The organism is Massilia sp. TWP1-3-3 (genome assembly GCF_049897805.1).
Classification (GTDB): Bacteria; Pseudomonadota; Gammaproteobacteria; order Burkholderiales; family Burkholderiaceae_D; genus Telluria_A.
Genome location: NZ_JAFCWX010000002.1, coordinates 233,690 through 253,834, shown reverse-complemented (window position 1 = coordinate 253,834; position 20,145 = coordinate 233,690). Strand labels below are relative to the sequence as shown.

Sequence of the window (20,145 nt, the reverse complement as noted above, 5' to 3'; positions counted from 1 at the left end):
ATGCTCCACGGGACAAAGGACCAGACCATGCTTTCGAAAAACACTATGCTGGCGCTGTTGCTGGCGCCCATGCTCGCCGCCGCGCTGCCCGCCGCCGCCGCGCCGCGCTATACCGTGACCGCTCTGCCCGAGGGCACCACCCCGCTCGGCATGAACAACCGCGGCCAGGTGGTCGGCGCGCTTGGCAGCGACGGCTTCCTGTGGTCCGGCGGCACCCTAGTCACACTGGGCAATATGGGCGGGACTTTTGGCCGGGCCACGGCCATCAATGACAGCGGCGTCGTGACCGGCTATGGCGACCGGGCCAATGGCGATGTGCAGGCGTTTCGCTACAGCGGCGGCGTGACAACGGCGCTCGACATCTTCGGCGCGCGCGGCAGTTACGCGATGGGGATCAGTAGCAATGGGCAGGTCGTGGGGCAGTATTTCGCGCAGGAGAGCGGCGCGTTTTCGACCATCGGCGGCGTGACGACCGATATTGGCGACCTGGGCGGCGGCTTCGCGGGCGCCAACGCGGTCAACAGTGCCGGCCACGTGGTCGGTTTTTCGGCATTGGACGACGCGCCCTTTCACGCGCACGCGTTTTTGTACGCGGACGGCGTGATGCAAGACCTGGGCGCCTTTCCGGACGCCAGCCTGAGCGAAGCGACGGCCATCAATGAATTCGATCAGGTCGTCGGGCAGGGCTGGGTGCAGGGACGGTTCCACGCTTTTTTGTACCAGGGCGGCGTGCTGCACGACCTGGGCACGCTGGGCGGGGGTGAAAGTTTTGCCTACGATATCAATGCCAGCGGGCAGATTGTCGGCTATTCGCAACTGGCCGGCGACGTCGATACCGCCGCATACCTGTGGGATGGCGTGTCCATGCTGGACTTGAACGCGCTGATCGATCCGGCCGGTGGCTGGACGCTGTTGCAGGCGAACGGGATCAACGACAGCGGTCAGATTGCGGCCTATGGCTGCCGCGGCGACGTGTGCGGCGCCGTGCTGCTCGATGTCGCGGCGGCGGTGCCCGAACCCGGGACCTTCGTGTTGTTGCTGATCGGACTGGGGATGCTGGGTTGGCGCCGGGTCCGTTAAACGCCGGCCACTGGGTTGCTCAAACGTCCACAATGGTGGCGGCGGGAAGGCGAGCGGAATTGCATAAATTCCAATATTTAAGCATAATATCGGAACTCTAAAAATGCACATCTGAAGGCTATTTCTCATATGAATAACGATACTGCTCTCTACGCGCAACTAACCGACATCTTGCGCGACGTATTCGATGACGACACCATAGTCGCCTCGCCTGAACTGACTGCCGCGCAGGTGGAGGGGTGGGACAGTATGGGCAATGTCCGCTTTTTCCTCGCCATCGAGCAAGAATTCAAGCTGCGGTTTAACGCCAGCGAGATCGGTGGCGTCAAAAACCTGGGCGAACTTGCCGCCTTGATCTTGAAAAAAAACGCCCCCCGCTAGGCTGCATCCTGCCCGCGGAACCCACGCGTCCTTGTGCGGCGCTAGCCAAGAGTTTCCCACGACATGAATCTGATCGACCTTCCCTGGCTGGCTGCGCCATCCACCTCTTTTCGCAGCGATGTCCAGGCGCTGCGCGCTGCATCGGGGGCCGATGCCAACGCCGATGCCAACGCTCTGCGGCGCCTGGCCACCGCGCGCCTGAACCTGACGCAATTAAACAGCCTGGCGCGCGCCATTCCCCAGCCTGACGATGCGCCAACTCTGCCGTGGATAAAGCTGGCAATCCTGTCGAATGCCACGGTCGACCTGTTGCCGCCGGCGCTGCGCGCCACCGCCCCACGCCACGACCTGTGGCTCGACGTGCAAACCGGCCACTTCGGCAGCTACGTGCAGGACGCAGTCGACCCGGCCTCGGTCATCAATGCGCGCGGCAACGACTTCGTGTTGCTCGCGCTGGACCACCGGGCGCTCGGCGTGCTGCTTTGCCCAGGCGCGCCGGAACAGGCCCAGGCCATTGTTCAGGCCGCGTTCGATACGATCGCCGGACTGGTCGAAGGTTTGCGCGGCGCCGGCGGCGCCACCGTCATCGTGCAGACGCTGCCGGCATTGCCCGAGACGCTGTTCGGCAGTTTTGAGATGCGCGTTCCCGGCACCGCCGCGTGGCTCATCGAGCGCATCAACACCATGCTGCGCGAAACGCCGATCGCGGGCACCTTGCTGTTCGACGTCGCCCATCTGGCCAACGCCGTGGGACTGTCGCACTGGCATGACTGCGCCTTGTGGTACACCGGAAAGTTCGCCTTTTCCCACGACGTGCTGCCCCTGTATGCCGATCACTTGTGCCGCCTGCTGATGGCGGCCCGCGGCAAGGCCAGGAAATGCCTGGTGCTCGACTTGGACAACACTTTGTGGGGCGGCGTCATCGGCGACGATGGCATGGCCAATATCGTGCTCGGCCAGGGCAACCCGGTGGGCGAAGCTTACCTGGCCGTTCAGGCTGCCGCGCTGGCCCTGCGCGCGCGCGGCATCGTGCTGGCGGTGTCGTCCAAGAACGATGAGGCGGTCGCGCGCCGCGTATTCAAGGAACACCCGGACATGCTGTTGCGCGAAGAGCATATCGCCGTCTTCCAGGCCAACTGGCAAGACAAGGCAAGCAACCTGCGCGCCATCGCCGAGGCCTTGAATATTGGCTTGGACGCGCTGGTTTTCCTGGATGACAATCCGGCCGAGCGCCAGCAGGTCAGGCTGGCCCTGCCGATGGTCGCGGTACCGGAAGTGCCTGAACAGCCCGAGGCCTTTGCCAGCATTTTGATGGCGGCCGGTTACTTTGAAACCGTCCAGTTCACCGCCGAGGACAGCGAACGCGCCAAACAGTACGAGGCGAACGCCGTGCGCCGCGCCGTACTGGGCGACGCCAGCAATCTGGAAGACTACCTGGGCTCGCTGGAAATGGTGGCCGAGATTTCTGCCTTTGACGACGTGGGCCGCGCCCGCATCGCGCAACTGATCAACAAGACCAACCAGTTCAACCTGACCACGGTGCGCCACAGCGAGGCCGATGTGGCCCTGATCCAGGACGATCCTGCCCGCCTTGGCCTGCAAGTGCGGCTGCGCGACCGGTTCGGCGACAACGGCATGATCGGCATCGTGATCTGCAGCTGCCAGGGCAATGACTGGAACATCGACACCTGGCTGATGAGCTGCCGGGTGCTCAATCGGCGCGTCGAACACGCCGTGCTCGACACGCTGGCCGGTCTTGCGCAGGCGCGCGGGGTGCAGCGCTTGATCGGCATCTACGCGAAAACCGAACGCAATCAGATGGTCAGCGAGCACTATCAGCGCCTCGGCTTCACGCTGGCCGACAGTAACGAGACGGGTTCGCGCTGGGCGCTTGAACTTGCCGCCTACCAGCCACTCCAGCCGCCCATCGAGATCCGCCTCGGTCCCACCTTGCTGGCGCACTGACGGGCGCGGCCCGCACTTTCATGCTCTTTAACTCGTATCTTTTCATTTTCGCGTTCTTGCCGGTGGCCGTCCTCGGTTACATGGCGGTCAACCTGCTGTCCTCGCGAAAACTCAGCCTCATGTGGCTGGTGCTGGTGTCCATTGTTTTTTATGGCATCTGGAATCCGGTCAGCCTGCTGATCATTGCGCCCTCGATCGTGCTCAACTACGTGGTGGCGCGGTGGATGCAGCACGCCATGCGCCGCAATACCGAAGCGGGCGACCGGCTGGCCAATGCGCTGGTGATTGCCGGACTGGTGTTCAATCTCTGCTTTCTCGGCTATTTCAAATACAAGAATTTCTTTTTCGATTCCTTGAATGAACTGGTCGGCACGCAATTGGTGCTGGCAGCCGTGATTTTGCCGCTCGGAATTTCTTTCATTACGTTTCAAAAAATTGCCTTCCTGGTCGACACGCGCGCCGGCGTGATTGAAAAGTTCGACCTGTTCGACTTTCTGGTCTTCGTATTTTTCTTTCCGCAACTAATTGCCGGTCCCATCGTGCACTACCGCGAAATGATGCCGCAGTTCGAGAATATCAAGTCGCGCATCGACCCGCATGACGTCGCCGTCGGCGCGGGCCTGTTTGCCATGGGCCTGTTCAAAAAGGTGGTGCTGGCGGACGGGGTGGCGGCCTATGCAACGCCCACGTTCGACGCCGCGCTGCGCGGCGAGCCCATCAGCTTTCTGGCTGCGTGGATGGGCGTGATGGCCTATACGTTTCAGATTTATTTCGACTTTTCCGGTTATTCGGACATGGCGATCGGCCTGGCGCGCCTGTTTGGCATCCGCCTGCCCTTCAATTTCAATTCGCCGCTCAAGTCGTCGAGCATCATCGAATTTTGGAGCCGCTGGCACGTGACGCTGACGCGTTTTCTTACGGCCTACGTCTACACCCCGGTCGTGATGCAGTTGACGCGCAGCCGGATGCGCTCCGGCAAACCGGTGTTGGGACGCAAGAAACCGACGGTGAGTGCCTTCGTCGCGCTGATCGCCGGGCCCACCGTCCTGACCATGTTCCTGTCCGGCTTCTGGCACGGCGCCGGCGCCACCTTCCTGGTGTGGGGCTTGCTGCACGGCGCGTATTTGGTCATCAACCATGCATGGCGCCAGTGGCGGCCAAGATGGAATGGCGCCGCCTACGACCGGATCATGAAGCCGCTCGGCTGGTTTCTCACGTTCGTGTCGGTGCTGGCGGCAATGGCGTTCTTTCGGGCCAAGACGGTTGCCGCTGCAATGGGCCTGATCGGCGGCATGGCCGGCTTGCATGGCATTTCCATCCCCCAGTCCATCCTGAACCGGGCCGGTTCCGTGGGACACATGCTCAGCACTGTTGGCATCGCGGGCGATCCAAGCTCAGGCAATACCTTCATGTATGCCTGCCTGTGGCTGGTCACCCTGTTTGCCATCGTGATGTTCCTGCCCAATTCGCTGGAAGTGTGGCGTCAGCATGAGAGCGCCTTGTATTTTGGCCCGGCGCCCGAAAAAGCTGTCCCTGTGCCTGGGCCTGTGGCCCGCGCCTTGGACTTCAAGGTGCAATGGAACAAACGTTGGGCCTTCACCAGCGCCATGCTGCTGGTCTTTGGCGTTCTCGGTCTCAATCGCGTGAGCGAGTTTTTATATTGGCAGTTCTGAACATGCGCCCTAGCCGTTTTAGCATCTTGATCCTTGTCTTTGCAATGGGCATTGCGGCGCTGGTCGCCGGCTTTAACATGGCGGTCGATCCCTACCTGTTTTTCGGCATGCCGCGCAAACCAGGCTTTAACCAGGTCAAGCCTGCGGTCGACACGCACGAACGGCTGATGAAAGCCTACGATGCACCGCGCAAGCTGGCGCGCACCGTGATCTTGGGCAGCTCGCGCACCGACATTGGCCTGGCGCCGCAACACGCGGTGTGGTCAAGCCAGTATCGGCCCGTGTACAACCTCAGTCTGGCGGGCAGCGGCTTGCGCAGCGGCCTGCTGTACCTGCGCCACCTGGTTGCGGCGCGGCCGGTGGCTGAGGCGCCCCGTACCGTGGTGGTGGGCCTGGACTTTGAAGCGTTTCTGTACAAGCCGCCCGCCCCCGGTGTGGCGCACCCGGTCGCGGTGCGCGGCGAGGTGGAGCAGCGCCTCCTGGTCCAGGACGACGGCAGCGCCAACCCCGAACGGGCCGTGCGTCGCCTCAAGGACTTTGGCGCCGCGGCCCTCTCGCTTGACGCGATCGCCGACAGCGTCGCCACCATCGCCGCCAATCGCCTGGCGGGCGGCACCGACATGGCGCCGGACGGCCATTTTTCGGAGGCCGGCTTCCGGGACACTACCGCCGCCGACGGCGTCGCCGCGCTGTTTGCGCAAAAAAACGCCGCGACTACGACGCAATTTTCAACCCCGCACCAAGTGCTCAGCGACGTGGCCGGGGGGCCGATTCGTGAGCTGCAAACCGTGCGCGACTTGCTCGCATTCGCCAAACAGCACCACATCACGGTGATGCTGGCAATCCAGCCGGCGCACGCCTCGCGCCTGAACCTGCTCACGCAAATGGGTTATTGGCCTGACTATGAACGGTGGAAACGCGATCTGACGCTGCTGGTGGACGCTGAACGCAGCGCCGACACAGAGGTGACGTTATGGGATTTTGGCGGCTACGAGCAATACGCGCGCGAACCGATTCCCGCTGACGGCGACCGCAAAACGCGCCTGGCCTGGTTTTGGGATCCGGTGCATTACACGAGCGCGCTCGGGGACCTGATGACCGGACGCATGCTGGCGGCGCCCGGCTCGCCCGACTTTGGCGTGGTGCTCACGCCGGCCAACCTGGAGCAGCGCCTGCTTCAGGTGCGCGAAAACCAGAAGCTTGCGGCCCCTGCGGGCACATGACGCGCACTGAAAAAACAGACACTAGCGCAGCATGTCGACGTGGATGATGCCATCCTCGTCATACGGCTCTGAAAACGTCACGAAGCCATACTGCGCATAAAACTTTTCAAGGTAGCGCTGGGCGCCGATCCGGATCCGGTGCCCGGGATGCTGGCGCTCGGCGAGGGCTATGCCTTGCGCGAGCAGCTCGCGCCCGATCCCCGTGCCGCGCGCCAGCGGCGCCGTCAGCACCCGTCCCAGCGACATTTCGACATACTTGGCGCCCGGCGCGAGCACGCGCAGGTAGGCCGCCAGAACGCGCTTGCCGTCGATGACGCGCCAGCCGAGCAGGTGATGGGCGTCCTGGTCCAGGCCGTCCAGGTCCGGATACAGGCAAGCTTGCTCCAGGATGAACACGTCCTGCCGCGTTTGCAGCACCTCGTACAAGGCTGCCGCCGGCAAGTCGGCAAAGGCACTCCACTGCCATTCGGTCATGCTGCTTTCCTTCATACCGCAGTCTCGAAACCTTCGAGCACATTGACGACATTGATGCCGATTTCCGCGACCGCGTAACCGCCTTCGAGCACAAAAGCCGTTGGCAGGCCAAGGTACGCGATGCGTTCGCCAATGCGCAAGAAATCCGCGCTTTGCAGTGTGAATTTTGACAGCGGATCGCCGGCGAAGGTATCGACCCCGAGCGAGACCACCAGCGCGTCCGGCGCAAAGCTCCCCAGCTTGATGCAGGCCGTCTCGAGCGCCGCGAACCACTGCGCCGTGCTGGCGCCATGCGGCAGCGGCAGGTTCATGTTGTAGCCAAGGCCGGCGCCAGCGCCGGTTTCGTCGGCGTGGCCAAGGTAAAACGGATACTCGCTGCGCGGGTCGGCGTGGATCGAGATGAACAGCACGTCGTCGCGCTGATAAAAGATGGACTGGGTGCCGTTGCCGTGATGGTAGTCGATGTCGAGGATGGCGACCTTTTTTGCGCCGTCGTCAAGCAAGTGCTGCGCCGCCAGCGCGGCGTTGTTCAGAAAGCAGTAGCCGCCGAAAAAATCGGCCCCGGCGTGGTGCCCGGGCGGGCGCGTGAGCGCAAAGGTGCTGCGCTGCCCGAGGTTGAGCGCATGCGCGGCATTGATGGCGCAGTCGGCGCCGGTCTTGGCGGCGATCCAGGTGCCGGCGGTGAGCGGCGTGCCCGAATCCATCGAGTACAGTCCCATGCGTGCGGCAAAATTGTCAGGCTCGATATCGTGCCGGTGGCCGCGGATCGGCCATACCGACGGGAACACATCGCGCTGTGCATTGGCCAGCTCGAGCGCGCACCATTGGCTCCACGCGCTGCGCAAAAAATGCAGGTAGCGCGGCGTGTGGATGCGTTCGAGCGAGGCCAGCGAAGCGCCGTGCGGCGTGACGACCTGGCCTAGGCCGCGGCGCTCGAATTCGGCCAGCACCATGTCGGCCCGTTCCGGCTTTTCGAAGCACGGCACCTGTTCGCCGCGAAACATCTCGTACTGGCCGCGGTGCTGGCCGTGGTGTTCGTTGTAAAAGGTGAGCACGGCCGTCCTTAATGTGTAGCGCGCATCACTCGCAGCACAGCGTGCTGGTGTTGTAGGCGCCCACGAAGTCGTCAAAGCTGCCGCCGGGGGCTTTTTCGATGGCGGCCTGTTCCGCTAGCGAAGCGGCGGCCATCTCGTCGAACATCGCTACTTCGGCGCTCATGAGCGGGCTTTCGCGAAAGTAGGCGGCATGCAGTTCGCTCTGGCGCAAACCGAAGGCGGCGGAGGAACCGAGTTCGCGCACTTCAGCGAGCACGCGCGCCGACGGCGTGAGCGCCGGATTGGCGATCTTGGCTGCCTGCGCCGCCATCGACGCGGCGTGCACGCCATCTTCGTTGTGCTGCTCGTCGAGCAGGGCGGCCACCGGCGCGATGCGCGCGAGCAGCTCGCCCGCCCACGCCTGCAGCGTGATTTCTTCGCCGCTCCTGGTCAGCGTCAGGCCCGGACAGCGCCCTTCCTTGACGGTGCGCGAGAAATTGCGCGCGTGGATGCGGCTTTCGTCGGCGTCGATCGCGGGGCTGTCGTCGAGCGCGCAAAACAGCAGGAAGGCATCCATGAAGCGCCCGGTTTCGACACTGATGCCGATCGGCTCGAACGGGTCGACGTCGAGGCAGCGCACTTCGATGTACTGCACGCCGCGCCGGCACAGCGCCTGCACCGGCCGCTCGCCGGTACGGATCACGCGCTTGGGGCGGATGGTCGAATAGTATTCGTTCTCGATCTGCAGCACGTTGGTCGAGAGCTGTATCCATTCGCCGTCGCGCTTGGTGCCGAGCGCCTCGTAGGCCGGGTAGGGCCGGTTGACCGCGTCCATCAGCGTGCTCACATAACTGTCGAGCGAATTCTCGTGGGGCGTCAAGCCCGACTGCGCATCGTTCTGGTAACCCAGGTCGCTCATGCGCAAGCTGGTGGCGTACGGCAGGTACAAGGTGTCGGCGGAGAGCGTTTCAAGCTTGTGTTCGCGCCCGCGCAAAAAGCCGGTGGACAGGGCGGGCGAAGCGCCGAACAGGTACATCAGCAGCCAGCTGTAGCGGCGAAAATTGCGGATGGTGGCGATGTAGTTTTCGGACTGGAAGTCGCGCAGCGGGCGGCGCCGTTCTTCGGAAACGCCTTCGTCGGCGGCGAACAGCTGCCACATTTTCTCGGGCAGCGAATAGTTGTAGTGGATGCCGGCGATGCACTGCATCGCTTTGCCGTAGCGTAGCGCCAGGCCGCGCCGGTACACGTGCTTGAGCATGCCGATGTTGGAGCTGCCGTACCAGGCAATGTCGATCTCTTCTTCGGACGGCAGCTCGCAGGGCATCGACTCGCTCCACAGCATTTCGTCTTTCATGCGCGCGTAGGCGAAGCGGTGGATCGCATCGAGCTTGTGCAGCGTGAGGCCGATATCGTTTTCGGCCGGGGTGATGAATTCGAGCAGGGCTTCGGCGTAGTCGGTGGTGATTTGCGGATGCGTCAGCGCCGAGCCGAGCGGCGCCGGATGGGGCGTGCGCGCCAGGGCGCCGTGGCGGTCCACGCGCAGCGTTTCGCGTTCGATGCCGCGCAGGCCTTGGCCGAGCAGGGCGCGGTGTGCGTCATCGTCGAGCAAGGCCAGGCGGCGGGTCAGTTGGTTCGACACGGTGAATCCTTTCTAGTACTGCCAAATAGGTGTGCTGCAATACAGTGTGTTGCAATAAGGGTGTAGCAAAAAATGTGCTGCAATCAGTGTGCTGCAACAGGTGTGCTGCGAGATTAACCGAAAAACGGCAACTGCGCCGGGGAGAGATGTTTTCTAGTTGATCGCCACTGCCGGTTTTTTGAGCAGGGCGGCCGCCAGCCACTGGTCGACCTGCTGTTCAAGAATCGGCAAGGGCAGCGGACCATTATCCAGCACGGCGCCGTGAAAGCGGCGCACGTCGAAACGCTCGCCCAAGGCCGCCTTGGCCTTGTCGCGCAAGGCGCGGATCTTGAGCTGCCCGACCTTGTAGCCGAGCGCCTGGCCCGGCCAGGCGATGTAGCGGTCCACCTCGAGCTCATTGTCGCTGGCCGCGTTGGCCGTGTGCGCGGCCATGTAGTCGAGCGCCTGCTGGCGCGTCCAGCCCTGCGCATGGATGCCGGTGTCGACCACCATGCGCACGGCGCGAAACAGTTCGGCGTTCAGGTGGCCGAAAGCGGAGAAGGGATCCTTGAAAAAACCCAGTTCGGGGCCGAGCGTTTCGGCGTACATGGCCCAGCCTTCGCCAAAGGCGGCGTTCCAGCCAAGGCGGCGGAAGGCGGGCAGATCGCCCAGCTCGCGCGCGCGCGCCACCTGCATGTGGTGGCCGGGCAGCGCCTCGTGCAGGGTCAGCGTTTCCATCTCCCACAGCGGGTGCGTGTCGAGGCGCGACGTGTTCACGACAAAGGCGGCCGGGCGGTCGGCGGTGCCGGCCTCGTACCACGCCGCGCCCATGTCTGCCGCGCCAAAGGCGCTGGCCGGCTTGACCAGCAGTTCCTGCGCCGGGACGCTGGAAAACAGCCGTGGCAGCGCATCGCCGGCGCGCACCATCAGGCGCCGGTAGCGCGTGAGCAGCACGTCGGGGGAGCTGGCGAACAGGCGAGCGTCCGTGCTGGCAAAGGCGGCAAATTCGGCGAAGGAACCTTTGAAGCCGGTGCGCCTGATTGCAGGCGGCATCAGGGCCTCGATGCGTGCCACTTCAGCCAGGCCGAGCTTGTGGATCTCGAGCGGCGTCAGTTCGCCCCCCGTGTACTGCGCGGCCAGGAAGGCATAATAATCCTGCCCGCCGGGCGAGGCGCTGGCGGCAATCGTGTCGCGCGCGGCCGGCAGGTACTCGGTGCGCATGAATTCTTCGAGTTCGCGCAAGGCCGGCATGACCTTGGTGCGCAGCGTGGCCGGGCCGCTGGCGGCGAGCGCGTCGCGCACTGGTTTGTCGATGGTGGCCGGGATCTGGCGAAACGGTTGGCCAAGCGCGCCGCTGACGGCCGTTTCGCGCAGCAGCTTGAGCGTGGCGGGCACGTTGCGCACGGTCGCCTTGGGCGCGACCCAGCCGGTGCGCATGCCTTCGCGCAGCTGCTCGGTGAGGCCGGCGATATGGGCGGGCAGGGCGTCGAGTCGGCCCAGGTAGTTGCGGTAGTCGGTTTCGGTGGCGAACGGCATCTGCGCGACCGTTTGCGCGAAATTGACGTGGATGCCCTGCTGGTTGCTCAGTGGCTCGGTCATGAAGGGCGCAAACGAGGCCGCGCGCAGCAACTGCTCTTTTTCGTAGATGAACAGCGTGAGCGAGAGGGCGGTTTGGGGGGCCAGCTTGTCGCGCTCGAACAGGCGGGCTTGCTCGAGCATCTTGCGCTGCCAGGCGATGGCGGCGCGGCTGGCCGCCAGCGTGGTGTCGGTCAGGAAGGCGTTGTAGCGGTAGTCGCCCACGGTGGTGGCGTATTCGGGCTGGTTTTGCATGCGCCACTGCCAGTCGGCATCGAACAGCGACTTGGCCTGCTGGTCGGCCTCGTTGCCCGCTAGTGCCAGCAGGGGCACGAGCAACACGACAGGTAGGGCGAACAGTAGGCGCATGTGCAGGCTCCGGGGCTGGGTAGCCATTTTAGCAAAAGCGGCGCGCGCGGGCCGCCCGCTTCGCTCAAGGAGCGCGGCCGCCGCTGGCGCGTTCGATGCCGGCCAGATCGCGCCAGCTTTGCACGTCGCTGTAGCCATGCTCCTGCAACAAGTGGCGCACTTGCGCAGCCTGGTCGTAGCCATGTTCCATCAGCAACCAGCCTTGCGGCGCCAGGTGGGCGGCGGCGCCGGCGGCGATGATGCGCAGCGCCGACAGGCCGTCGGCGCGGTCGGTGAGCGCGCCCAGCGGCTCGAAGCGCAGGTCGCCGTTGGACAGGTGGACGTCGCCGCTGGCGATGTAGGGTGGATTGGAGGCGATCAGGTCGAACGTTTCGCCTTGCACGCCGGCGAACCAGTCGCTTTGCAGCAGGCGCACGGCGGCGCCGTGGACCGCAGCGTTGGCGCGGGCGACGTCAAGCGCCGCTGCGCTGACGTCGAGCGCGCTGACGATGGCGTCGCGCCGCGTGTGCGCGATGGCGACCGCGATGGCGCCGCTGCCGGTGCCCATGTCGAGCGCGCGCCCCTGTGGTGGCAGGCGTTCGAGGACTAGTTCGACCAGCAGTTCGGTGTCCGGACGCGGGATCAGGACCGCGTTCGTGACCTGGAAATCGAGGCCGAAAAATTCACGCTTGCCCACGATGTAAGCGATCGGCTCGCCCTGCAGGCGCCGTTCGACCAGCGTTGACAGGGTGGCCGCTTCCGCTTCGCTCAGGGTGCCTTCGGACTGGGTGATCAAGCCCACGCGGGTGATGCCAAGCGCGTGGCACAGCAGGATGCGGTTTTCCAGCGCGCCGAGCGGCAGCGCCGTTTGCAAAGAGCCGATGGTGACGCCGGCGGCGATCATGCGCGCCGGCGCACCAGGGTGAACAGCAGGCCCGCGACCAGCAGGGCGAAGGCCACCGCCGACCATTGTGGGAGCGACAAGCCCACGATCAGGTCGCCGGCTGCTTCGCACAGGCCGTCGGCCTGGAACAGCCAGGGCATGGCGGTGGCGGTCGGGATCTTGTTGAGGAAGGTGGTGGTGGGGTCGATGCCGCATGAGAAGCCGGGATTGGCCAGCACGTAGAGGTGCTTGGCGACGGTGTAGGCGCCGCCAATGGCGCTGGCCAGCGACAGGACGAGCCAGGGTTTGTCGTTCCTGGTGAAGGCGGCGGTTAGCGCGAAGACGCCCGTGAAGAGGAAGGCGTAGCGCTGGATCACGCACAGGGGGCAGGGCAGCATCAGCTTCACGTGCTGGAAGTAGAGCGCGCCGCCGATCAGGGCGAAGCAGGCAAGGGCCATGGTGAGCAGGAGTTGGCGGTTATTTGGCATGGTTTCGCGTCCGGGTTCAGATTTGGTATTGTATTCGTACGGGCTTGATGCGGGCTTATTGCTGGCTTAAGTGGCTGCGCTTGGCGGAATGCGCTTCGCTTTTCCGCCCTACGGTATGGGCACGGTTGGCGGAATGCGCCGCCGATGCCACGAACCGTAGGGCGGAAAAGCGAAGCGCATTCCGCCGTGCGTCGCCGATACCTTTGACCGTAGGGTGCAACCCCAAGTGTCGCGCGCATTGCGCCATGCGCCGCCGAGTCCTCAATCGCCCAGCGCCGCCAGCAGCTCCGCCTGGTGCTCCGCGGCCAACGCATTGGTCAGCTCCGTCAAATCCCCATCCATGATGAAATCAAGTTTGTACAAGGTCAGGTTGATGCGGTGATCCGTCATTCGCCCTTGCGGGAAGTTATAGGTGCGAATGCGCTCGCTGCGGTCGCCCGAGCCGATCAGGCTTTTGCGCGTGGCCGCTTCCTTCGACTGCTGCTCGCGCAGCTGCACGTCCTTGATGCGCGCGGCCAGCACCTTGAGCGCCGACGCCTTGTTCTTGTGCTGGCTGCGGTCATCCTGGCATTCAACCACGATCCCCGTGGGCAGGTGGGTCAGGCGCACCGCCGAATCGGTCTTGTTGATGTGCTGTCCACCGGCGCCCGACGCGCGGAAGGTATCGATGCGCAGGTCGGCCGGATTGATGTTCACGTCCTCGACTTCATCGGCTTCCGGCATCACCGCCACCGTGCACGCCGACGTATGAATGCGCCCCTGTGTTTCAGTGGCCGGCACGCGCTGCACGCGGTGCCCGCCCGACTCGAACTTGAGCTTCGAATACACGCCGTTGCCCACCAGGCGCACGATCACTTCGCGGTAGCCGCCCAGGTCCGAGGCTGATTCGGAGACCATCTCCACCTGCCAGCGATTGCGCTCGGCGAAGCGGCTGTACATGCGCAGCAGGTCGCCGGCGAACAGCGCCGACTCGTCGCCGCCGGTGCCGGCGCGGATCTCCAGGAAGATGTTGCGCTCGTCGTTGACGTCCTTTGGCAGCAGCATTTTTTGCAGGTCGATTTCGAGCTGGGCCACGCGGCCCTTGGCGCCTTCGATTTCTTCTTGCGCGAACTCTTTCATGTCCGGGTCCGACAGCATCTCCTGCGCTTCATCGATGTCGGCCTGGGCCCGTCCGAAGTCCTGGTACAGGGCCACCAGCGGGCCGATCTCGGCATGCTCGCGCGTCATCTTGCGGTAGCTGTCCATGTTCGAGGTCGCGCCTTCGTGCATGAGCAGTTCGTCCAGTTCGACGAGTCGGTTGGCCAGTTGGTCCAGCTTGGCCAGCATGGATGGTTTCATAGGGTGCTCTGAAATAGGTGACGGGGATGACGAACCGCAGCCGCAATCGGGCGGCGCGGCGTTCTGAAACGGGGAAGGGCCGCTAACGGCGGCCGCGAAACAGCTGCGGCAGCAAGGACGCGAGGCGGGCGCGCTCGTCGCCCTGGGCGCGGTGCAGCGCTTGCTGCGGGCCGTGCAGGAACTTGGCGGTCAGGCCGCGCGAGAGGGCTTCGAGCACGGCTTCGACGTCGTCGCCGCGCGCCAGCATTTTTTTGGCGCGTTCCAGTTCGAACAGGCGCATCACTTCGCTGTTTTCCTGCAGGTCCTGGATCACGGGGACCATGGCGCGATCATCAATCCAGTGCATGAAGGACTGGACGCGCGTTTCAATGATGGCTTCGGCCTGGGCCACGGCGGCCTGGCGACTTTCGAGTCCGGTTTGCACCACGTTGCCCAGGTCGTCCACGGTGTACAGGAACACGTCGTCGAGGCGGCCAACTTCAGATTCGATATCGCGCGGCACGGCCAAATCGACCATGAACATCGGCTTGTGGCGGCGCGTCTTGATGGCGCGCTCGACCAGCCCCAGGCCCAAGAGCGGCAACGTGGAGGCGGTGCACGAGATGACGATGTCGAACTGCGCCAGCTGGTCCGGCAGCGCGGCCAGGCGGATCGCCCGGCCGTTGAAGCGGTGCGCGAGCGCTTCGCCGCGTTCCATGGTGCGGTTGGCGATGGTGATGCTTTTCGGGTTTTGCGCGGCAAAATGGGTGGCGCACAGTTCGATCATTTCGCCGGCGCCGATGAACAGCACGTGCTGCTCCGAGATCTTGTCGAAGATGCGTTGCGACAAGCGCACTGCGGCGGCCGCCATCGAGACGCTGTGGGCGCCGATTTCGGTGGTGCTGCGCACTTCCTTGGCCACTGAAAAGGTGCGCTGGAACAGCTGGTGCAAATAGGTGCCCATGCCGCCGGCTTCGTCGGCCACGCGCACGGCGTCTTTCATTTGCCCGAGGATCTGGGTTTCGCCCATGACCATGGAATCGAGCCCGGACGCGACGCGAAAGGCATGGCGCACCGCTTCGCCCTGGGGCAGCATGTACAGGTGGGGACGCAGTTCGGCGTAATTGAGCTTGTGGTAGTCGGCCAGGAAATGGGCCGAGGCGTCGATCGGGTTGTCGATCAGGCTGGCGGCGTACATTTCGGTACGGTTGCAGGTCGACAAAATCGCCGCTTCATCGCTGCCGCGCGGATCGATGCCGGCAAACCAGCCACGCGCAGCCCGTACCGCCTGACCGAGCTGGTCAGGACCGAACGCCAGTTGCTCGCGAAGCGAGACCGGTGCGGTGGTGTGATTGAGGCCGACGGCGAGCAGTTGCATGGCTATTCAGTGTACGGATGGGTGGCAACATTATACCGTGATAGGTCAAGCTATTCGGGGAAATGGGGAATGTTGGTGCAGTGGGGCAACTTCGAGCATCGTCACCGCGCCTTCCAGGATCAGATTGCGAACATATCCCGCTGCAGTTTTTGGGCGCAAAATTGAGCGCCAGCTGCCACCTCGCGCTTGGAGCGCTCACCGTTGTTGGCCAGCATGTCCTCATAGGTTCCGGCCACTGCGATGTTTTCCGGCTGATGCACGCAGACCCCCGAGGCAACGCTCTGCTTGGTCTTGTTGTCGATCAGCGTAGCGACGACAATGAAGGAGACGCGGTAGCGGGACGGCGCCGTCATGTAATTTGCCATGAGCAAATTGCGCGTCGACACTTGCAAGCTGTAGTCGGCGAGCGCTTGTCCCCGCGTTGCAATTTCAGCCAAGCTGCTCATCGGTTGCGACAGGACAGTGCTTGACGTTTTCGTGTTGTAGCGAGCGGCCAGCCTTTCTGCCAGCGTGGCCGAGATCGCCATGCCAGGGTCTTCAACATCAAAAGCCGCGGTGCCGCCCGCCTTGGCGCCACTTGCAGCTGCCGCAACCCCGCCAAGCAGGCCAAGCCCGACGACTGCAGCTGATGCCGGCGTGACCATCATCATCTTGATAGGAGGCGGAAACGCGCGCACGACGGTTTTGCCTTGCAAGGCACTAATACTGCCCTGATCGAGGGTTGGCATCGCGCAGCCTGCCAGCAGCGCAATGCAGGTACTTACGGCAACTGTTTTATGCATATGAACTCCGCTTGTCGTGGTGGTGTTGACCACGAGTATAGGCTTGCCGAGCAGAAATGCGTAGAAATGCGTGGAAATGAACAATTCGATGTGGGTAGTGACGCGATAAGCTATCGCTGCAAGAAATCCTTTAACGCCCGGAACTACGCGCCGAGTTTCTCGAGCCGGTAGCCGTAGCTGTACACCGGCACCAGCCTGAATCCGTTTTCAGGACGCAGCTGCAACTTGTTGCGTACACGCGATACGTGGGTATCCATGGTCCGGGACGGTACGACTGTCTCCCTGATCCACACCGCCTCATGAATATACGCGCGCGACAAGGGCCGGCCGATATTCCTGAAAAACAACAGTGCGAGGTAAAACTCCTTGTGCGTGACATCGATCACGGCGCCGTCCATCAGCAGGCGCCCGGGGCGAGTCTCGAAAATGTAGGGGCCGAACTGCAATTGTTCGGCGCCATTCTGGCTCGGGTACGCGCGCCGCAGCAAGGCTTGCACGCGCGCCACCAGTTCCCCGCGTCGCAGCGGCTTGATCATGTAGTCGTCCGCGCCCGCGTTGATGCCGGCGACGATGTCGTCCTCGGCGGAACTGCTGGTGAGGAACATCATCGGCGTTTGGGTCGACATTTTTTCCTTGGCCCGGCGCAGTACTTCGCCGCCGGTCAGGTCGGCGACCTGCCAGTCCAGGATCAGCATGTCGAAGCTGTCCTTGCGCAGGTGCGCCAGCATGTCCTTGCCGCTTTCATAGGTCTGGCAGCTGTGGCCAGCCGATGTCAATACCTGGCAGATGAGGTCTGCCTGGCTGCGGTCGTTGTCGAGGACGGCAATTCTCATGATGGCCAATGCTGTTGAATGTAAAACGCGTAGGTAAGACCAGACCTACAGTTATAACTGATTAGTTACTCAGAATATAACAGACTTTTACTAACTGACACGAGTGCAGCACTACAATTTACATTCAGCAACATCTTGCCTGCTGTGTTCTCGATTAATTGATTACACGTTACACTTTAAAAACTCGCAATTCAATGGCCTTTTTGCGTCTTTTAGGAAATTTATTTTAGAGAAGGAATGCAATGAACGTCGATTGGACTTTAATACCTGATACCCCGAAACATATCGAGGACACGCGCGAGCGTTGCCGTCGCCTGGTGCGCAGGCGCGCGGCCATCTCGGCCGGCGTGTCGGCGGTGCCGATTCCCGGCGTGGACGTGGTGTCGGACCTGACCTTGTTCAAAAAACTGGTCGATGACGTGAACAGCGCGTTCGGCCTCACGCCCGAGCAGATCGACCGCTTGCAGCCGAGCCACAAGCTGATTGCCTACAAGGTGGCGGTCGGCGTCGGTGGTGTGATGGTGGGCAAATTTGTCACCCGGGAACTACTGATGCAGATCTTCAAGCGCGTGGGGCTCAAGTACATGGCCAAGTCGGCCTCGCGCTTTGTGCCCATTGCCGGGCAGATTGCGTCGGCGGCGATCGGGTTTACGATGTTTCGCAAGCTCGGGTACGAGCATGTGGAGGCGTGCGCGCAGGTGGCCAATGAGTTGATTGTCGTGCGGCCGTCGTAACGCGTTCGTTCCGGGCGGCGCTTGGCGGAATGCGGCTTCGCCTTTTCCGCCCTACGCTTAGAGGTAAACGTAGGGCGGAAAAGCGTAGCGCATTCCGCCATGAGCCGCTCATCGTAGGGGCTCGGCGCCCCCGCGACAAAAGCGTAGCGCATTCCACCATGAGCCGCCATTAACGTGCGTCCGGCAACCCCACATTCAGGTCGTCGACGGTACGGCGCGCGAGGCACCGCGACAAAAGCGCAGCGCATTGCGCCATGCGCCGCCATGAACACCATTAAGCGTCCGGCAACACCACATTCACTTCCAAAACTTCAAGGTTGCCCTGCCGGTCAAGCGAGAGCTTGATGTCGTCGGCGCTGACCTTGGTGTACTTGGAAATCACCTCGATCAGCTCGCGGTGCAGCGCCGGCAAAAAGTCCGGGCCGCCGCGATGTCCGCGCTCGCGCGCGATGATGATCTGCAGCCGTTCCTTGGCCGCCGTTGCGCTCTTGGCTTGCTTGTTTGGGAACAGGAATGAGAGCAGCGCCATATCACTTCGCTCCAAAAATACGCTGCAGAAAGCCCGGTTTTTCGTAGTTGGTAAAGCGCAGCGGCAGCTCTTCGCCCAGGAAGCGCGAAATCACGTCCTCATACGCTTCGGCCACGTCGGTGCCCTTGAAGTGGATCGCCGGATTGCCCTGGTTCGATGCATGCAGCACCGACTCGGACTCGGGAATGATGCCGATCAGCGGAATACGCAGGATTTCCTGCACGTCCTGGTAGGACAGCATTTCGTCCGCTTCCACCCGTTTTGGCGAGTAGCGCGTGATCAACAGGTGTTCCTTGACCGGCTCGGCGCCGGTTTGCGCGCGGCGCGACTTGGCCTGAATGATGCCCAAGATGCGGTCCGAATCGCGCACCGACGACACTTCCGGATTGGTCACGATGATCGCTTCGTCGGCGAACGTCAAGGCCATCAGCGCGCCGTGCTCGATGCCGGCCGGCGAATCGCAGATGATATATTCGAAACCCATGTTGACCAGATCGTTGAGCACGCGCTCCACGCCTTCTTCGGACAGGGCGTCCTTGTCGCGCGTTTGCGAGGCCGGCAAAATGAACAGGTTGTCGCAGTGCTTGTCCTTGATCAGCGCCTGGTTCAGCGATGCTTCGCCGTTGATGACGTTGATGAGGTCATACACCACGCGCCGCTCGCAGCCCATGATCAAGTCCAGGTTGCGCAGGCCGACGTCAAAGTCGAGTACCGCAGTCTTGTGGCCGCGCATGGCCAGGCCAGTGGAAAAACTGGCGCTGGAAGTGGTTTTTCCGACGCCGCCCTTGCCGGACGTCACAACAATAATTCTTGCCACAGATAAATCCTTTATGAAATCTCGGATCAGGCGCGGTTAGCCGGACTGAGCGATAGTATATCGATCCGGCCGCCGATCAAGCGAATTTGCGCCGGCTGGCGAGCCAGCGTTGGCGGGAAGCCCTCGTCGAAGGTGCGGTAGACGCCGGCGATGGACACCAGCTCCGGCTGCATCGACAAAGCGAAAATGCGGGCATCGGCATTGCCGGAGGCGCCGGCCAGGGCGCGTCCGTTGAGGGCCGCGTAGATATGGATGCTGCCGTCGGCGATGACTTCGGCGCCATTGTTGACGGTCGCGGTAATGATCAGGTCGCAGCCGCGCGCATACACGCGCTGGCCGGCGCGCACCGGGGTGTCGATAATCATGGTGCCGGGGGTGAGCACGGCGGTGGCGGGCGCCGCCACCGGTGCGGACACCGCGGCTGGCGGGGCCGGGATCGGCGCCGGCGCTGCCATCAGGGCGGCCGGTGCTTCCGATTCTTCGCGCGGCTTGATGCCCGATACGCCGTCGTCGAGCGAGAGGCCGTGGGCGCGGATTGCATCGCCCATCAGGCTGGTGGCGCCGCGCACGGCGACCGCGTTCAGACGGTATTTTTTCAGGACCGCGACCAGCTTGTCCCACTCGATGACGGGCGCGATTTCGGCGATCGTGGTGACGTCGATCACGGCGAATTCGTCTTCGAAGAAATCGGCCACGCCGCCCGTCATTTGCTTGAGGGCCGCGTCGATTGCCAGCGGGTCGGCCGAGTACAAGATCGTGGAGATCGCGACGACGGTGGAGATCTTGATTTCGATGGGCAGTTGGGACGGGCTTTTGAGCATAAACGGATCGTGAGATATGGGCTAACATCGCCCAAAGTGGCGCAGAACTCGTGCATTCTACTTTGAAAATTGCTGGATGGGGAGTATCGGGATGAATGTTCCGCGAGGCAATAAATTCAGGCCTGGAAGAATGGTGTAAATGGTTTGCCTGGTTGGAAACGGAAGGAGCCGGGAACCGGTGCAGGGGGAGCT

At 63.1% G+C, this 20,145-nt stretch carries 19 protein-coding genes; 6 read left to right on the top strand and 13 right to left on the bottom strand.

The genetic code is table 11. From position 1 onward, the window contains the following. Positions 1-27 precede the first annotated feature (27 nt). The 5 genes from ACP7D4_RS02850 to ACP7D4_RS02830 all read left to right on the top strand — a co-directional run bounded on the left by ACP7D4_RS02850 (position 28) and on the right by ACP7D4_RS02830 (position 6,322). Positions 28-1,080 carry a PEP-CTERM sorting domain-containing protein gene (locus tag ACP7D4_RS02850; RefSeq protein ID WP_426207719.1) on the top strand — a complete coding sequence of 351 codons (1,053 nt, stop codon included), beginning with the start codon at positions 28-30 and terminating at the stop codon, positions 1,078-1,080. A 129-nt stretch (positions 1,081-1,209) separates the two neighbouring features. Further along, complete coding sequence (locus tag ACP7D4_RS02845; protein WP_426106536.1) at positions 1,210-1,461, top strand: acyl carrier protein; 252 nt, start codon at positions 1,210-1,212, stop codon at positions 1,459-1,461. Positions 1,462-1,524: 63 nt separating this feature from the next. Further along, entirely contained in the window at positions 1,525-3,426 is a 1,902-nt protein-coding gene (locus ACP7D4_RS02840) for an HAD-IIIC family phosphatase (protein ID WP_426207718.1), read from the top strand. Positions 3,427-3,446: 20 nt separating this feature from the next. Next, positions 3,447-5,099, top strand: coding sequence for an MBOAT family O-acyltransferase (locus ACP7D4_RS02835; protein ID WP_426207717.1), 1,653 nt, complete (start codon positions 3,447-3,449; stop codon positions 5,097-5,099). Positions 5,100-5,125: 26 nt separating this feature from the next. Continuing rightward, positions 5,126-6,322, top strand: a complete 1,197-nt coding sequence (locus ACP7D4_RS02830; RefSeq protein WP_426207716.1) for a hypothetical protein — start codon at positions 5,126-5,128, stop codon at positions 6,320-6,322. Positions 6,323-6,343: 21 nt separating this feature from the next. On the opposite strand, the gene ACP7D4_RS02825 is transcribed toward ACP7D4_RS02830, so the two are convergent. The 10 genes from ACP7D4_RS02825 to ACP7D4_RS02780 form a co-directional block, all read right to left on the bottom strand. Next, positions 6,344-6,796, bottom strand: a complete 453-nt coding sequence (locus tag ACP7D4_RS02825) for a GNAT family N-acetyltransferase (protein ID WP_426207715.1) — start codon at positions 6,794-6,796, stop codon at positions 6,344-6,346. A gap of 11 nt (positions 6,797-6,807) precedes the next feature. After that, positions 6,808-7,851 (bottom strand): histone deacetylase family protein, encoded by a 1,044-nt coding sequence (locus ACP7D4_RS02820; RefSeq protein WP_426207714.1) that lies wholly within the window; start codon positions 7,849-7,851, stop codon positions 6,808-6,810. 25 nt (positions 7,852-7,876) lie between these two features. Next, positions 7,877-9,469 (bottom strand): glutamate--cysteine ligase, encoded by a 1,593-nt coding sequence (gshA, locus tag ACP7D4_RS02815; protein WP_426207713.1) that lies wholly within the window; start codon positions 9,467-9,469, stop codon positions 7,877-7,879. Positions 9,470-9,622: 153 nt separating this feature from the next. Further along, positions 9,623-11,392, bottom strand: a complete 1,770-nt coding sequence (locus ACP7D4_RS02810; RefSeq protein ID WP_426207712.1) for a DUF885 domain-containing protein — start codon at positions 11,390-11,392, stop codon at positions 9,623-9,625. A gap of 64 nt (positions 11,393-11,456) precedes the next feature. Next, entirely contained in the window at positions 11,457-12,275 is an 819-nt protein-coding gene (prmC, locus tag ACP7D4_RS02805; RefSeq protein WP_426207711.1) for a peptide chain release factor N(5)-glutamine methyltransferase, read from the bottom strand. Continuing rightward, positions 12,272-12,742 (bottom strand): disulfide bond formation protein B, encoded by a 471-nt coding sequence (locus ACP7D4_RS02800; RefSeq protein ID WP_426106547.1) that lies wholly within the window; start codon positions 12,740-12,742, stop codon positions 12,272-12,274. Before ACP7D4_RS02800 ends, prmC begins: the two co-directional genes overlap by 4 nt. Before the next feature lie 261 nt (positions 12,743-13,003). Then, the gene (gene prfA, locus ACP7D4_RS02795; RefSeq protein ID WP_426207710.1) at positions 13,004-14,080 is read right to left on the bottom strand and encodes a peptide chain release factor 1; all 1,077 of its coding nucleotides are present in this window, start codon (positions 14,078-14,080) and stop codon (positions 13,004-13,006) included. A gap of 82 nt (positions 14,081-14,162) precedes the next feature. Beyond that, positions 14,163-15,437 (bottom strand): glutamyl-tRNA reductase, encoded by a 1,275-nt coding sequence (gene hemA / locus ACP7D4_RS02790; protein WP_426106550.1) that lies wholly within the window; start codon positions 15,435-15,437, stop codon positions 14,163-14,165. Positions 15,438-15,556: 119 nt separating this feature from the next. Beyond that, a complete protein-coding gene (locus ACP7D4_RS02785) occupies positions 15,557-16,303 on the bottom strand; it encodes a hypothetical protein (RefSeq protein ID WP_426207709.1) in 747 nt (248 codons plus the stop codon). Between the two features lie 59 nt (positions 16,304-16,362). Continuing rightward, positions 16,363-17,052 carry a response regulator transcription factor gene (locus tag ACP7D4_RS02780; RefSeq protein ID WP_426207708.1) on the bottom strand — a complete coding sequence of 230 codons (690 nt, stop codon included), beginning with the start codon at positions 17,050-17,052 and terminating at the stop codon, positions 16,363-16,365. A gap of 242 nt (positions 17,053-17,294) precedes the next feature. Here ACP7D4_RS02780 and ACP7D4_RS02775 point away from each other — a divergent pair, with 242 nt between their 5' ends. After that, the gene (locus ACP7D4_RS02775; protein WP_426106555.1) at positions 17,295-17,786 is read left to right on the top strand and encodes a hypothetical protein; all 492 of its coding nucleotides are present in this window, start codon (positions 17,295-17,297) and stop codon (positions 17,784-17,786) included. Between the two features lie 274 nt (positions 17,787-18,060). Here ACP7D4_RS02775 and minE read toward each other — a convergent pair whose 3' ends face one another. The 3 genes from minE to minC are packed head-to-tail and all read right to left on the bottom strand — an operon-like array spanning position 18,061 to position 19,953. Then, positions 18,061-18,315 (bottom strand): cell division topological specificity factor MinE, encoded by a 255-nt coding sequence (gene minE / locus ACP7D4_RS02770; RefSeq protein ID WP_426106557.1) that lies wholly within the window; start codon positions 18,313-18,315, stop codon positions 18,061-18,063. Between the two features lies 1 nt (position 18,316). Beyond that, the gene (gene minD / locus ACP7D4_RS02765) at positions 18,317-19,132 is read right to left on the bottom strand and encodes a septum site-determining protein MinD (protein WP_426106558.1); all 816 of its coding nucleotides are present in this window, start codon (positions 19,130-19,132) and stop codon (positions 18,317-18,319) included. 26 nt (positions 19,133-19,158) lie between these two features. Further along, a complete protein-coding gene (minC, locus tag ACP7D4_RS02760; RefSeq protein WP_426207707.1) occupies positions 19,159-19,953 on the bottom strand; it encodes a septum site-determining protein MinC in 795 nt (264 codons plus the stop codon). Positions 19,954-20,145 lie beyond the last annotated feature (192 nt).

Bases quoted from the DNA above. Each gene is read 5' to 3' on its own strand.
- ACP7D4_RS02850 (WP_426207719.1), top strand. From the start codon at position 28: ATGCTTTCGAAAAACACTATGCTGGCGCTGTTGCTGGCGCCCATGCTC.
- ACP7D4_RS02845 (WP_426106536.1), top strand. From the start codon at position 1,210: ATGAATAACGATACTGCTCTCTACGCGCAACTAACCGACATCTTGCGC.
- ACP7D4_RS02840 (WP_426207718.1), top strand. From the start codon at position 1,525: ATGAATCTGATCGACCTTCCCTGGCTGGCTGCGCCATCCACCTCTTTT.
- ACP7D4_RS02835 (WP_426207717.1), top strand. From the start codon at position 3,447: ATGCTCTTTAACTCGTATCTTTTCATTTTCGCGTTCTTGCCGGTGGCC.
- ACP7D4_RS02825 (WP_426207715.1), bottom strand. From the start codon at position 6,796: ATGACCGAATGGCAGTGGAGTGCCTTTGCCGACTTGCCGGCGGCAGCC.
- ACP7D4_RS02810 (WP_426207712.1), bottom strand. From the start codon at position 11,392: ATGCGCCTACTGTTCGCCCTACCTGTCGTGTTGCTCGTGCCCCTGCTG.
- prmC (WP_426207711.1), bottom strand. From the start codon at position 12,275: ATGATCGCCGCCGGCGTCACCATCGGCTCTTTGCAAACGGCGCTGCCG.
- ACP7D4_RS02800 (WP_426106547.1), bottom strand. From the start codon at position 12,742: ATGCCAAATAACCGCCAACTCCTGCTCACCATGGCCCTTGCCTGCTTC.
- prfA (WP_426207710.1), bottom strand. From the start codon at position 14,080: ATGAAACCATCCATGCTGGCCAAGCTGGACCAACTGGCCAACCGACTC.
- hemA (WP_426106550.1), bottom strand. From the start codon at position 15,437: ATGCAACTGCTCGCCGTCGGCCTCAATCACACCACCGCACCGGTCTCG.
- ACP7D4_RS02780 (WP_426207708.1), bottom strand. From the start codon at position 17,052: ATGAGAATTGCCGTCCTCGACAACGACCGCAGCCAGGCAGACCTCATC.
- ACP7D4_RS02775 (WP_426106555.1), top strand. From the start codon at position 17,295: ATGAACGTCGATTGGACTTTAATACCTGATACCCCGAAACATATCGAG.
- minE (WP_426106557.1), bottom strand. From the start codon at position 18,315: ATGGCGCTGCTCTCATTCCTGTTCCCAAACAAGCAAGCCAAGAGCGCA.
- minC (WP_426207707.1), bottom strand. From the start codon at position 19,953: ATGCTCAAAAGCCCGTCCCAACTGCCCATCGAAATCAAGATCTCCACC.